Here is a 14,045-nt window from a genome sequence, read left to right as displayed (position 1 = left end):
CGCCGCGCTTGCAACTTTCCGTGCGCTGGTGGGCGCGGCCAGGGATCGGATCGGCGTTGAACATGCAGCCCCGGCTTCACCCGCAATAGAGACATTGAGCGTCTGCGTTTGGCAGTCGAGTCCAAATCGCGCGACGGCGGCCCGGGTAGGTAGTCGTCCCTTGTGGTGTGCACAAACCGAGAATCCATTCTTCGTTTTTGAAGATGACTCTCATGAATGCGAACCAAATGACTTTCGGCACACTGATGCCTTGGAACAATGGACAGTGGTTGGCCGGAAGCTGCCTTTGAAACTGAAGGAAATCCGGGCCATTCGTATCCGACTACAACTTGCACCCCACACGAGGAATCTCGCATTGTTTGATTCTGCAATTGACAGCAAGCTGCCTGGTTGCGATCTCGTTCGTTTGCGTGTGACGGATGTTGCCCAAGGAAATCACGTTTTTTCAGAGCGATTGTCATGCAGCAAAAGACGCATCAGCCTGTCCAGTTTGAGATCACGGAGCAAACGCGAGCTTCGGTCGCCGCCTGGATCGAACAGGCACATCCAACCCCCAGCCAATATCTGTTCCCCAGTCGGATAACAGCATCTCCGCACCTGTCGACCCGACAGGACGCCCGTATTGTCGGGTCCTGGGTAGAGTCTATTGGACTGCATTCCGCCGCGCATGGTACGCATACCATGCGGCGAACAAAACCGACGCTGATCTATCGACGAACCAGGAACCTGCGTGCTGTCCAGCTCTTGCCTGGCCATGCCCAGCTCGCAAATACCGTGCGATACCTCGGCAGCGAAGTTGATGATGCATTGGAGATCGCAGAGCGGACGGATGCGCAACGTCCAGGTCGGTAGGTGTCCCCGAAAACGGGCACTTACCGGCCATCAACGGCCATTGACTTGGTACTCAAAGCGGTCATGTGAACGGCCGCTCCACTCCGTTTCCTGCCGGCGACGCCATCAAGACACTCGCCTGCTGATCGGCCAAAGCCGACACTGAGGCGCTACGCATCACTGGTCACAATCCAGACCATTACCTGAAAGAAATATGTGCTTTGAGTGACCGCCTTGACCAAGTTGGTGACTATCACAGGTAATGAAGGTCGGCGAAGAGTTAGTCCTTGATTTCAATCCCCGGGCCGGCAACAAAAAAACGGAGGCTGCCGCAAAGGCAGCTCCGTTTGAACTCTTTCAGGCCGCAGTGCGCAACGGGTCCACGCGGGCGAAGAGTTGCCGCGTCAGCGGGCTGTACGTACGCAAGGCAAGGCGCTCGGCACACAGCGCCGCGGCCAGATTGCGCTGCCCAGCCCGCAGCGCAGCCTCGATCAGGGTCAGGTCAAGCAGATCGCGCTGGGCGTGGCTGCCGCCGAAGCGGTGGGCGATTTCGCGCAACGGGCGGATCAGGTGCACCGCTTCGTTGTAGCGCTCCTCGCCGAAGGCCTTTAGCGCCAGCGTCAGCGGATGACCGACCTCGCGGGTGAAGCTTGCGTTGTCGCCAGCGCCGCGCATCACCGCCTGCTGCGAATCGAGCACCTCTTCGACGGCATCAGCGCGCCGCGCACCAACGAAAGCCATCACCGCGTGCACATCGTTGAAGGCGTAGTTGCCGGCACGGGTAAATGGCCGCCAGCCGTCGGCCACCGCCTCCCAGCGCTGGCCGACATCGATACCGCGTAGGTGAAGGCGCCACAACATGGCAGAGGCATCGATCATGTTCAGTACCAAGGGGGATTGATCACCGTAAATGTGTTCGTCGAACAAGGCCAGCACCTCGTCGATCTCACCCAGTTCGAGGTGGTAGAGCGCCAGATGCCACCACAGGTGCACCTTGAAGAAGCTGTCGGTCGACCAGACATCCGGGTCGGCGCGCATCCAGGCGATTCCGTCGGCCTGACGGCACTGCATTTCCATCACGTGCGCCACCGCATGCTGTGCCCAACCGTCGCGCGGCTCAAGTTCGACCGCTGTGCGGCCCATGGCCTCGGCGCGGGCATAATCAGCACATTCTTCAAGGCCAAAAGCGTGCATGCCGAGTACTGCATGGTAGCCAGGCATTGTCTTCGACCACGCCGGCATGGCGCGGGCGATCCGGTCTCGCAACATGCGCGAATTGCCCACGTAGAAGTCGATCACATGCCCGGCTTGCAGCGCGAGCGCGTCGCACGGGTTGTCGATGCTGACATCTTCGAGTACCCGGGCGGCGCGATGCCATTTCCCGTCGAGCAACTGGCCGATGGCCTCGATGTGGCCGCGCTCGCGTGCGTTGGCCGATAGACGTGCCGCCGTTGCATGGCAGTCACGGGCGATTGCGGTGGTCTCCGGCTCGGTCCCGAGGAGAAGGAGGTAGGCCTTGAGCACGTGGGCCATTACAAAATCCGGACGGACGCCGATGGCTGTATCGGTGCTGGCCACCGGGTCTTCGATGTAGCACTGGAACTGGCGTAACGCACGCCAGTAGTGGGCCAGGCTATCGGCATCCGCACCGGAATGGGCAAGGTTCAGGTCGTCATACTGGATCATGGTGTTTCTCCTATGGGCATAGTATGGGAACGAATTGCAGTCAATCTGCGTCGTATCGGGACCAACGCGCCCGTCCAAGCGCGCAATGCCACGATAATCCGCTCTGAATTGACGGGGAATGCCCATGGCGCCGGAAGGATTGCCCAAGACGCCGAGACTTGTGAAAGGAAGGAGATCATGGACGCCCTTTCCGAAGTGTTTGCCGCCGTGCGTTTCTCGGGCGGTGTCTTTCTGGATGCCGAATTCACGGCGCCATGGTGCGTGGTGTCGCAGGTCGGGCCGGAAGAATTCCGCGATCAGGGCAAGATGCCCGCGCACCTCATTGCTTATCATTACATCGTCGCCGGTCACCTGTTCATACGCGTCGCCGATGCGCCGGCCCTGGAAGTCCGCGCCGGCGAGATCGTGCTTTTGCCACGCAATGACGGGCACGTGCTGGGCAGCGCCCCGGGGCTCCGGCCCGTAGTCATAGATGATCAGGTGCAGGCGCCGACCGACCGGGCGCCTGCTTCATTGCGCTACGGTGGTGGTGGCGAGCCGACGCACATCGTGTGTGGCTATCTCGGCTGCGACATCCCGCACAACCCGCTGTTGAGCACCCTGCCTGAGGTACTCAAGATCGGGGTGCGCGACGGCACCGGCGGCGAGTGGGTAGAAAGTTCGGTTCGGCATGCCGTCGAGGAATTCGCGCACAGCGGCATCGGCTCGTCCGCCGTGCTTGGCAAGCTGGCCGAACTGCTGTTCGTGGACGGAGTGCGACGCTACTTGGCTACGCTGCCCGAAGGCCAGACTGGCTGGCTCGCCGGCCTACGCGACCGCATGGTTGGGCGGGCACTCGTGTTGCTGCACACCCGTTTCGCCCACCCGTGGACGACCGAGAAACTGGCGCACGAAGTGGGGCTGTCGCGCTCCGCGTTCGCCGACCGCTTCACCAGCCTGATCGGTGTACCGCCAATGCGCTATCTGACCAATTGGCGGTTGCAGTTGGCCGCCATCCGGCTGCGCGAAAGCGCCGCCTCGACGGCACAACTGGCCAGCGACGTCGGCTATGAATCGGAGGCCGCGTTCAACCGGGCGTTCAAACGGGCTTTTGGGACCACGCCGGCGGCTTGGCGCAAACACGCATGAACGCATATGAACGTTTGGGCGCTTTATGCCACACCGTAAAGTGTCAGGATGACTCGCGAAGCTCTGCTCGGGCCGAAGAAATGATGCGACGCGTAGAATGCATCAAGAGGGTGTACGATTTCTTGTGCAAATGTATCAAGGTACGGAGTTAGGCAACTGTAAAGCGAGCGTGTCCGGAATTTCGTGTTTTCCGAATGACCTCTTCACTCTGTTAGCTGCAGTAGAGCGCACAGAGAGGCAAACGGCAGGTTTGGGTCGTAATACGTCGGATAGGTGGCGGCAGCCAACCGACCACTTCAGACTGGAAGTGGCTGTAGCACATTCGGAACTGGTCGCGCCAAAGCCGACTTTCAAATCAGCGGATCGAAGGTCTGCAATGGCGACGATTTCAGTATCAGCCAAATCCGCGTTCGACCAGGCGCGGTCTCACGGCTCCACGGCTTGAACGGTCGCACAAGACTGAAGGCGGGTGTTACAGCTTGTGGAATTGGTCGCACCCTACCTGACGTTTTCGCCCAAGCGAGGAATCCAGACATTCAACCTCGAATCAAAAGTGGATTAGCCAGCATCGATTCGATAGGGATGCGAGGCGATTGCCTGCAAACTGAAGACTTGCTGCGAAAACCGACTCACTCTTCTTCGGCCACCGCGTTGATCCGTCCTCGCAGTTCGTTCAACAATTGTTCCAGCTGCACGCACTCTTTGGCGCCTAGCCCGCCGAGCATGTCCGTTGCCAATTGAGCCTCGATGGCAGTGAACCATTGGCATTTCTCCTCGCCTTCAGGAGTAACCGTCAATCGCCAAACCCGCCGGTCATGTGCGTCCGGGCTGCGGACGAGAAAATGGCGCTCCTCCAGATCACGCACCAGCCGCGCGATCTGTCCTTTGTCCCGCCCCATGGATTGAACCACCTGCTGCTGCGTACCCCCCGGGTTGCGCAGGCACAAGCATAGGGCGCGCAAATGAAGCGGTCCCAGTCCTTGCTCTGCTTGATCCTCCATGCGTTTTTTCAAGATCTGTTGGGCGCTCCCGAACAAGGTCATGAAAGCCACGAAGGTGGAAAGGGTGGAGGCGCGGTCGGCATCCTGGCGGGTTGTTTGGGTCATGGTTCGCATGTAGTTGACATTATCAACGATAAAAACTATACTGTTGCTATTGTCAACCATTTCATGACCCATGCAAACTCCGAGTTCCAGCGCAAATCCCAAATCTTTTTTTCGCGTGATGCGACAAGCCCTTCCCCATGTGCTCCTCCTGCCTTCTGTCGCGTTGCTGCTGAGCGCCGTCATGACATGGGCCAATGTAGGGTTCGGCGACGAATTTCTCTCAAGATGGGGGCGAGGCTTCATCACCAGTCTGGTGGTACTTCCCATGATTCTGATGTGCCTCGGTGCACTGGAACGTGTGGTTGATAAAGTGTTCGCTTCAATGCATTGGGTGGCGCGCAAGCTCGTGGTGGCTTTGCTGGCAGCTTTCATCATAGAGAGTGTGCTGGCTTTGGTCGTGACATTGATCAATACGCCATGGGGCAGTACATTCGGCCCATCCTGGTGGCTTGCATTCAGCCGATCATTGCCAGCCGGGATACTCATCGGATTGTTTATGACCTTTTACATGAAACCGAAACTGGATCGGATGAGTAAAGCGGCGAAGTCTGCACAAGCTTGATTCATCCGCAAGCGAAAGACCCCGCTTGTCGTCCCGTATCTGGCCTTGCCAGGCGGAAGTACGCCTTTCCTTCGGCGGTTTGGCTACTGCTGATCACCGGGCAGGCATTGGCAATGGAATGCAGCTATCGCAGCAGCCTTGGTCGTTGATGCTGTGGCTTGGGACAATGGTGCGCGGACTGACAATCGGCCCCGTTGACTATCCAGAAAGCAGTCGCTCATGGAATTCGTCTGACCGACTCCGGGGCCGTATGGCACCCATAGCATGCGCCGGACACAGGCGACGCTCATCTACCGGAAAACCAGGAACCTGCGCGCAGTCCGGCTTCTGCCGGGCCATACGAAGCTGGAGAGTACGGTGAGATACCTCGGCATTGAGGTAGATGATGCGCCTGAAATCGCAGAACAGGTCGAAGTCTGACAATGCGCCGGCAAGCGTCCAAGGAAACAGGCGCTTGCCGGCGAATTTCTGTCGGTGAGGCAGCGCCGCCTCACCGGCAGCTTCAGACTGTTTACCGGACGTTCAGGTTTCACGCAATGATTGGCAGTCTCGATCCAAACCGGCCGTACAACATTCCACAAAGCGTGTTGATTTTCATGTGAAATGAGCAAACTTTTTCACTAAACATTGACCCAAACATTTTCCGCAAAAAGCATCCACGGTATCGGTTTTTGCTGCAGGTGACTGCGTCCCCGGCAGGTCAGAACCGTGAGCAAATGATCGTGTAAATCAACAGTTTCTGGAAATGGCGGCGAGTATTCATGGTGCTGAATCCGAAGCCGGAAAATATCTTACATCGTGAAAAATGATGTGGTTTAATCGAGAAAATCAACAATAAAATGTAGCGCAACATGCGTAGTCATGACTTTGATTACGAAGCACAACTTTTTGCGTGCGCGCGTGGCGAGCAGGCGGCATTGCGTCGACTCTACGATCATGAATCGCGCTGGCTGCTAGGAGTCGCGCTACGCATTGTTCACCGGCGCGAGTTGGCTGATGAAGTACTGCATGAAGCCTTTCTTCAGATCTGGCAGAAATCGGCAACCTACAATCCGGCGCTAGGATCAGCGCGAGGCTGGATTTATAGCGTTGTGCACCATCAGGCAATCAATGTGATACGCGCCCAGCGCAGTGAAGCGTCAGAATCAGACATCGACCTGGAAAATTTACCGGACAATCGGCCGGGCCTATTGGAAGCCTATTCAAAGGTGCGAGAGGCCGGCGCGCTCCATCGATGCCTGGAACTTCTTGACGAACAGAAGCGCGCCTGCATACTACTGGCCTACGTCGATGGCTATTCGCAATCGCAAATCGCACGTCACCTGGCTTGCCCGCTAGGCACCGTGAAGGCTTGGACACGTCGCGGATTGATGGCTTTGAAGGAATGCCTGTCATGAACTTCATCGATCAAGGCGAGATGGACTTGCTGGCCGGAGAGTATGTGCTAGGCGTCCTGCCGCTTGCCGATATAGACGAGTTCGAACGGGAACTGGAGCGCAATCACAAGCTGGCTGTCGCCGTCGCCTTGTGGCATGACCGCCTGCTGGACGTTGCCCCGGAACCGATGGCCGTTGAACCTGCAGCCGGATCCTGGGAGCGCATTGAACGTGACTTGCCTCGCAAGACGATTGACCGGCAACCAACCCGCTTTTGGAACAACCTGTTTTTCTGGAGAGCGAGCGGCTTGGCTGGTGTCGCAGCTTCAATCGTGCTGGCAATACGCCTTGTGAGTTTGCAGCCGGAGCCAAGCGAAATGCAATACCTGGCGGTGCTTCAAGCGCCTAGCCAAGGCGCAGCCTGGCTGGTGGAAATAAGCTCCGATGCTGTGCATCTGCGTCCATTGGCACCGGTAACTGTTGGCGCTGGTAAATCACTCCAATTCTGGACCAAGGCAGAAGGTGCTACCGGTCCAACCTCGCTCGGCTTGGTCTCTCCAGACCGCCCTACGACCATTCCTCTCAATCGATTACCAAGCCTGGGTCAAAACCAGTTGTTCGAAGTTACCTTGGAACCTCAGGCCGGATCCCCAATCGATCGCCCCACGGGGCCGATTCTTGCCGTCGGAAAAGCTGTACGCCTCTAATCAAGACGGTCAGCATTACATAATTCCTCTCGGTTAATTTTCTGGTTTTTTTATCATTCGCTGCATCTAAGCGCGGCACTTCTGCGTAGTACCTCTATCGGACAAAGGGAAATGGGATTGCACTTTGGCAATCACTGCTCCGACGAATTGCGCTGGTTATAAGGCAAGGGTTTTCGAGTGTCACACGCATTAACGATGCTAAACAATTCTATTTGCTTGAATCAATAACGTTCTCTCTACTCGCTCTCTCTGCTTTTAGAAATGAGGACGTTATCAAGGAGAAATATATGAATAAATATCTACGCTGGTCCGCTCTGGCGGTCTTGATTGTCTCGACATTTCCGGTCCAGTCTGCCGACGACCGCAATCGCAACAAGGGCCAATCTGGCAATGATAATAATGCCCGCTGCGAAAGCGATGACAGCCGCCGCTACGGTACGCTTAGTGTTGTGGGACTCACCGAAGATATGCGTCTGATTTGCTTTGACGAAAACAAGCCGGATAAAGCGCGCGATATTGGTGCTGTGAGCGGCTTGATGGCAGGCGATACGCTGGTTGGCATCGATTACCGTGTACAAGACGGAAAACTCTATGGCGTTAGCAAAACCGGCGGCGTCTACCTGCTGGATACGCGCAACGCCGCAGCAACGAAGGTTAGCCAGTTCACCGTGGCACTCGATGGCACTTCTTTCGGCGTTGATTTCAATCCGGCTGCCGACCGCCTGCGCATCGTTAGCGATAGCGGCCAGAACCTCCGCCATAACGTCAATGCAGGGGGTGTAACGCTGACAGACGATCCGCTCGACTATCCGCCCGCCACCCCGGTGAACGCCACTGGCCCAAACGCATCGGGCGTGACCGGGTCGGCATACACCAACAATGATCTTGACGCGACAACAGCGACGACGCTGTACGCTCTTGATACCAATCTGGACCAGATTGCCCTGCAATCGCCCCCGAACGATGGCACGCTGGCGGCAACCGGAAAATTGGGTGCAGATGTCACTGCATCAGTCGGGTTCGATATCTACAGTACCGTGCGAGATGGAGTAACCGTAAACGTGCAAGGCCTCGCATCGTTGCATGCAGCAGACAGCGCCAGCGGCCTGTACAGCATCAACCTGTCGACCGGGAAAGCGTCGGCGCGAGGCAGTTTCTCGAGCCAAAATAAAGTGATCGGCATTGCAATCCCGTTAAATCAACTGTAAGGAGCTCCGCAAACAACTCTGGATTGGAGCTTCAATTTTCGACAGGGTCGGGCGAATCTGAAAATCAGATGAAAACGCCGGCGAGGTCAGCCGGCGTTTTGTAACGCAAATTCCGGTCGAACAGATGGAGTCGCTGCCGCTCGAAGAAATCGCTGATGATTCAGGCATTGGACTTAACAACCTCATGCGGCCCGACCCCATATTTATGGGGTTTGTCACCGCGTCAGATGTCTGATTTTGGCCGGGTGCGGCACGCCGATCGAGATACAGTCCGGCGGCTTTCGTTTGCATAGCGGACGTTTATCGGGACTGACTGACCGCCTTAACTGGGTCGTTTTGCGCCGGTTGCATTCGACCACATCTTGCCTGATCCAGGCACGACACATCATGACCCGCCCCGCGCCAGCGGCAAACCCGACACCTCCTTGTCCCTGCCGCTCTTCTTGAACGACAGAATGTCGTTGGCATTGATGATCACCGTCGCGATTTCCTCGTTGGTGACTCGTTTTTCCATCGCCTGTTCACGGATCAGGTTGAAGGCCTCGTTCTCGGAAATGTGGCGCGTTTCCATCAGGATCGCTTTCGCTTCGAGGATCTTTCGCTGGCCCAGCAGCTTGTTTTCCAGTTTCTGTATCCGCCGCGTGCGCGTCTGGATTTCGTCATTCAGCTGACGAGCCAGCACGAGCGACGACAGCAGTCCGAACGAGCGGACCGGCGAGGGAAGAATGCCCTTCGCGCCGATGCGCAGCACGGTTTCGACGATCGTCGGGTTCTCGTAGGTGACGACGGCGATGACCGTGGGAGACTGGCTGCCGCGACACCATGGAAAATCGAGGGAGATGATGTCGGGCCGGACCGCGAGGATGACGACGTCGATGCCTTCCGGCAAGGTGGGCAGCGGCGGCCAGAATCCCTGCACCTGGCAGCCGATGCGCTGCAGCTGCTGCGTCAGCTGCTCGCCGTCGCGGTCTTCCGGGTGAAACACCATGACTTTCAGCGTGCGGAGATCTTTCAACAGGGCTGGAGTCGCCCGGATAACGGCTCTGGTTCCGGAAGTCTCCATTTATACCTCCAGAGCGTTGAGCTTCGTGGTCCAGTCACCCAGCGAATGCGTCACCAGGTAGGGGTCCGGGTGCACCGGCCGCATCGCCTGTCGAATGATCGTGAACTGTCCTTTCAGGTTGGCCCGTCCGATCCGCGGATACAGGCAGGTGTGATGGTTCGCGGGATCGATCCTGACGAGGCCTTGCGGCGCGAGGAATTCGCTGCCGAGGACATGGGGAAGCAAGGCGTCGATGCGGTCGCTGCCCGACTGCCGCATCGCGTTGGCAAAGAGGTGGACCTGAAAATACGCCGCTTCCCAGCACAGATTGGGCACACTGTCCGAGCCGAATTTTTTTCTGAGCCGTTCGAGGCAGATCCTGTTGGTCTCCGATTCGATCGACTGGAAATACGGCGACGCGGTGAAATGGCCCGCTGCGGCTTCCGCGCTCATGTGCGATATCTCCGCCTCCGATGTGGTGAGGCTCGCAATCGGCATGGTCTTCGGATCGAAGCCCGCCTCGGCATAGGCGCGATAGAAGCAGGTGGTCGAGTTGCCGACCACCGTCGAGAAAATGAAGTCCGGCCGCTTGTTGCGGATATCGACGAGGATGTCGTGATAGTCCTTTTCGGTAGCGTCGAGTTTGACGTAGCGTTCGCCCAGTTTTTCGCTGCCCTGCCGCTGCAGCACGAGGTCCGCCATGATCCGGTTCGACTCATACGGATAGATGTAGTCCGAGCCGACGAGATAGACGCGCGCGCCGAAATTGGAGGTCATGAACTCGGCCAGCTGCACGCTGTTCTGGTTCGGTGCCGCGCCGGTATAGATGACGTTGCTGGAATACTCGAAGCCTTCGTACAGGGTCGGGTAGAAGAGCAGCTTGTTCCATTTCTCGACCACCGGGATCACGTTCTTCCTGCTGCTGGACATGTAGCAGCCGAAGATCACGTTCACCTTGTCGTGCGAGATGAGCTGTTCCGCAAGCGTCGCGTACAAGGCGGGACTGGATTGCGGGTCGTAATAGACAGGCACGATTTCCCTGCCGTCGATGCCGCCCGCTTCGTTGATCTCGTCAATTGCAAGCAATGTTCCTTGCAATTGCGAGTTGCCGATGGTCGATGTCGCTCCGGTTTTCGAGAAGAGCACACCGATTCTGACAGGATCCGCATTCGCCACGTTGTTCGCCTCGCTATGTTGGATGACAGTTCGATACGGCATACGCTGTCATGTTGAGAGAATGATGCGCCATTCCGGCATTGGCGTTTTGATATCTGACACGATTGTTCCATCCCGACGCAACGATCAGGCATTCCGGCGACGACCGCATTGCCGGCACTCCTTCCCCTTCAAGGGGAGGGAATCGGAGTGCGACGCCATCGCCCGGGTTTCCGGCTTGCCTGAGCAACGCCAACCGGCCGTCTCATCTTGATCCAGATCGACAATTCTTACAATCCGTTGATGTGCGCGAACACGCCTGACAGCTGCGCCGGCAAGCTCAGCGGATCGTCGACGATGCGGTAGTTTTTCGCGCCGAAGATGCGCTTCACATAGCGTTCGGCGTCGGCGTCGATCGTCAGGCAGAAGCAATCGACGCCATGCTGTCGCGCATGATTCACGCCGGCCTGCGCATCCAGGATCAGGTACTCGTCATCGAAGACGTCGATATCGCTGGGTGCGCCGTCCGTCACCATGATCACCACCTTTCGTTCGCTGTCCTCCTCGTCCAGCAGTGCGGCGGCATGGCGCAGGGCCGCGCCCATTCGCGTCGAGTACGCGGCGGACGCGCGTGCGATGGCTTTCTGTTGCGGCGCGCCCACGACCTCACCGAATTCGATGAAACGGGTGTAGTTGACCTCGTGCCTGGTGTTGGAGCAGAAGCCGTGTATGGCCAGCCGGTTGTCGCTGTCGGCCACGGCTTGCGCCAGCATCCATGCGGCCTTCTTTTCCATGTCGAGGATCGAGTCGAAGCGTCCCGGTATCCGGTCGTTGGCGGATTCCGAAAGGTCCATCAGCACCAGGATCGCGGTTCGATGCTCTCTGCGCCCGGGCCGCATGAAGACCCGCGATTCGGGCGATGCATGCCGGCGGCGATCGACGAAAAATTCGATGGCGGCATTCAGGTCGATCTCTTCGCCCTCCCATTGGCGACGCAGGCGGCGGTGGCGATCGATCTGTCCGCTGCGGGCGGATTTCGGCATGGCGATGCGCGGTGCCGTAGCGGGCGATTCTCCCGCGCTGCGTACCGATGCGAGACGCGGGCCATCCGCGCGCTCCACCACCGTGCACCACCCTTCGCGGCAGGCATTGATCCGATAGTCCCATTCCGGATACGAAAACGTCGCGCTGGTGGCCGCCTCGACGGAAACCGGCGTGGCATCCGGCGCGGCTTCCGCTTGCTCCAGCCGCGCGCCTTTCACCTCGATGTCCTGCTCCATGGGCGCGGGCGCGCTGCTGCCGGCGTAGTCCCACAGGCATGAGTTATCGTCGCAGTACGCGGGGCTGACCGCATACTGCTGCGCGTTGAAGCGCACCCGCATCTGTCCCAGATCGTTCGCCAGTATCGAGGCGATTTCGCGGAAGCGCTGGTAGTCGTCCAGTTCGCCGGCGTTCTCTTCAAACAGCCTGCGCCCCTTGTTGACCCAGTAATTGTCGTCCTGATAGCCCGGATCGAGCAGCGCGTGATGCAGGCGCACCGCCAGCCACGCAAAGCCGAGATCCCGTTCATGTGTGGTCTTGCGCAAGAACGGCAGGAACAGATTGGCGAGGCCCGGATATTCCCGCAGCAGCAGGCGCTCCGCCCGCGCATCCTCGATAGTGGAGACGACCGCGATGCCCAGCGGCTTCAGGCCGGCTGTCGGCAGCTTGCGCGGAGAATGCCGAATATGCGCAACGGCATGGGCGACGGCGGCGCGATACAGCATTGCCCGGTCCTCGCCATCGAGGATGGTGTAGCTGTCCGGCAGCAGCAGCGCGGTATCAGTGATGACCGGACGCGCTGGCGGCCCGTTCAATATGGTCTGTCGCCTCGCCTGGATATCGAGCGGCGATTCCGCCAGCCCGTTCAGGTAATAGGCCAGCGCGGGAAAGCATGCCGACGGCGCCTGTGCACCTTCCTCGGCAGCGAGCGCGGCCACCGAAGCCGCATCGTCCAGCGACAGATATCTTTCCTGAAAGCCCGGATCGGCAGGATGCATGCGCAGGCCGGTGAGTATCCACCGCCCCAGTCCGTCTACGTTCACCCGATCGAGCAGAAACTCCAGACGGTTGATCACCTGCGCCGCTCCCGTCACGGTGACGGCCTTGAGGCTGTCGAGCAGTTCGATCAGCGCCGCAAACTCGTCCGCATTCAGCCTGCGACCGAGCGCGTGCAGCTTCTGTTCGACGAGGGGCACGAGTTGCGTCGCGCCGTCGGCCATCCATGCCGTTCTGGCGAGCGACCACGCCGGATCGAGCGCGGCACTTCCGTCATTCGCGTGGTCCATCCGGTCAATGTCCTTGCGCATGATGCCCGGCGTGCTCGGTGTCATGGCGGAATGCGCGGATGGCAACTGTGATTCATCCGAAATGCGCTTCGACGAATCCCTGCAGCGCATTCAGCATGTCGGCGGCGTCGGTCAAGGGCAGCGTCATCGTCATCCGGCATGCCTCGACAGGATTGACGCCGTCGCGGATCAGGGAGCCGGCGTGGATCAGCATGCGGGTCGATATGCCTTCATCGAGCCCTCTGCCCTTGAGCACCCTGGAGCGTTTCGCCACGCCAACCAGCCTGGCCGCAATCGCGCGGGAAATTCCGGCTTCGTGGGCGACGATTTCGCTTTCCACCTCGGCGTCGGGATAGTCGAATTCCATCGCGCCGAAGCGTTGCCTGGTCGACTGCTTGAGGTCCTTCGCGCTGCTTTGATAGCCGGGGTTGTAGGACATCACCAGCTGGAAGTCGGGATGCGCGTGCACCAGCTCGCCTTTCTTGTCGAGCGGCAGAATGCGCCGCGCATCGGTCAAGGGGTGGATCACCACCGTCGTGTCCTGCCTGGCTTCGACCACCTCGTCCAGATAGCAGATGCCGCCGTGGCGCACCGCCGAAGTGAGCGGTCCGTCGTGCCAGACCGTGCCTTCCGCATCCAGCAGATAGCGCCCCACGAGGTCCGATGCGGTCATGTCCTCGTTGCAGGCGAGCGTGATCAGCGGCTTCCGCAGCTTCCATGCCATGTATTCGACGAAGCGCGTCTTCCCGCAGCCGGTCGGCCCCTTCAGGATCAGCGGCAGCCGCAGTGCATACGCCGCTTCATACAGCGCGATCTCGTTCGACGTCGGGCGATAGTAAGGCGCGTTGCGAATCAGGTATTGCTGGAGATGGTCGCTCATGGAATGTCAGAAAGATCATGGAGGGTCCGCTGCCGGT

11 protein-coding genes and 2 pseudogenes are annotated in these 14,045 nt (G+C 58.8%); 7 read left to right on the top strand and 6 right to left on the bottom strand.

Annotation, left to right across the window (positions count from 1 at the left end; genetic code table 11):
* Nucleotides 1-212 precede the first annotated feature (212 nt).
* A pseudogene (locus D3870_RS18775) lies at nucleotides 213-852 on the top strand (tyrosine-type recombinase/integrase).
* A gap of 336 nt (nucleotides 853-1,188) precedes the next feature.
* Here the strand turns inward: D3870_RS18775 and D3870_RS18770 are convergent.
* Nucleotides 1,189-2,517: a tetratricopeptide repeat protein gene (locus D3870_RS18770; protein ID WP_119742439.1), complete on the bottom strand. Its 1,329-nt coding sequence runs from the start codon at nucleotides 2,515-2,517 to the stop codon at nucleotides 1,189-1,191.
* Between the two features lie 177 nt (nucleotides 2,518-2,694).
* On the opposite strand from D3870_RS18770, the gene D3870_RS18765 reads away from it, so the two are divergent.
* Entirely contained in the window at nucleotides 2,695-3,645 is a 951-nt protein-coding gene (locus D3870_RS18765; protein ID WP_119742437.1) for an AraC family transcriptional regulator, read from the top strand.
* 629 nt (nucleotides 3,646-4,274) lie between these two features.
* Here the strand turns inward: D3870_RS18765 and D3870_RS18760 are convergent.
* Nucleotides 4,275-4,934 (bottom strand): MarR family winged helix-turn-helix transcriptional regulator, encoded by a 660-nt coding sequence (locus D3870_RS18760; protein WP_158590515.1) that lies wholly within the window; start codon nucleotides 4,932-4,934, stop codon nucleotides 4,275-4,277.
* Between D3870_RS18760 and D3870_RS22170 the strand changes: the two genes are divergently transcribed.
* The 5 genes and pseudogenes from D3870_RS22170 to D3870_RS18735 all read left to right on the top strand — a co-directional run bounded on the left by D3870_RS22170 (nucleotide 4,933) and on the right by D3870_RS18735 (nucleotide 8,604).
* Nucleotides 4,933-5,313, top strand: coding sequence for a DUF2798 domain-containing protein (locus D3870_RS22170; protein WP_158590514.1), 381 nt, complete (start codon nucleotides 4,933-4,935; stop codon nucleotides 5,311-5,313). The genes D3870_RS18760 and D3870_RS22170 overlap by 2 nt on opposite strands.
* 249 nt (nucleotides 5,314-5,562) lie before the next feature.
* Nucleotides 5,563-5,733: pseudogene (locus tag D3870_RS22870) on the top strand (integrase); the annotation flags it as partial.
* A 431-nt stretch (nucleotides 5,734-6,164) separates the two neighbouring features.
* Nucleotides 6,165-6,710: a sigma-70 family RNA polymerase sigma factor gene (locus tag D3870_RS18745; protein WP_119742433.1), complete on the top strand. Its 546-nt coding sequence runs from the start codon at nucleotides 6,165-6,167 to the stop codon at nucleotides 6,708-6,710.
* A complete protein-coding gene (locus D3870_RS18740; protein ID WP_158590513.1) occupies nucleotides 6,707-7,396 on the top strand; it encodes an anti-sigma factor in 690 nt (229 codons plus the stop codon). Before D3870_RS18745 ends, D3870_RS18740 begins: the two co-directional genes overlap by 4 nt.
* Before the next feature lie 287 nt (nucleotides 7,397-7,683).
* Nucleotides 7,684-8,604 (top strand): DUF4394 domain-containing protein, encoded by a 921-nt coding sequence (locus D3870_RS18735; RefSeq protein WP_119742429.1) that lies wholly within the window; start codon nucleotides 7,684-7,686, stop codon nucleotides 8,602-8,604.
* A gap of 385 nt (nucleotides 8,605-8,989) precedes the next feature.
* On the opposite strand, the gene D3870_RS18730 is transcribed toward D3870_RS18735, so the two are convergent.
* The 4 genes from D3870_RS18730 to D3870_RS18715 all read right to left on the bottom strand — a co-directional run bounded on the left by D3870_RS18730 (nucleotide 8,990) and on the right by D3870_RS18715 (nucleotide 14,008).
* The gene (locus tag D3870_RS18730) at nucleotides 8,990-9,667 is read right to left on the bottom strand and encodes an ANTAR domain-containing response regulator (protein WP_119742427.1); all 678 of its coding nucleotides are present in this window, start codon (nucleotides 9,665-9,667) and stop codon (nucleotides 8,990-8,992) included.
* A complete protein-coding gene (locus tag D3870_RS18725) occupies nucleotides 9,668-10,864 on the bottom strand; it encodes a transporter substrate-binding domain-containing protein (protein ID WP_119742425.1) in 1,197 nt (398 codons plus the stop codon).
* Nucleotides 10,865-11,091: 227 nt separating this feature from the next.
* Complete coding sequence (locus D3870_RS18720; RefSeq protein WP_158590512.1) at nucleotides 11,092-13,173, bottom strand: nitric oxide reductase activation protein NorD; 2,082 nt, start codon at nucleotides 13,171-13,173, stop codon at nucleotides 11,092-11,094.
* Between the two features lie 28 nt (nucleotides 13,174-13,201).
* On the bottom strand, nucleotides 13,202-14,008 hold the full coding sequence (locus tag D3870_RS18715; RefSeq protein ID WP_119742421.1) for a CbbQ/NirQ/NorQ/GpvN family protein: 807 nt from the start codon (nucleotides 14,006-14,008) through the stop codon (nucleotides 13,202-13,204).
* Nucleotides 14,009-14,045 lie beyond the last annotated feature (37 nt).

This window comes from Noviherbaspirillum cavernae, assembly GCF_003590875.1.
Taxonomy (GTDB): domain Bacteria; phylum Pseudomonadota; class Gammaproteobacteria; order Burkholderiales; family Burkholderiaceae_D; genus Noviherbaspirillum; species Noviherbaspirillum cavernae.
Note: the sequence above shows the minus strand (reverse complement) of the source record. Positions and strands in the feature narration are given on the sequence as shown.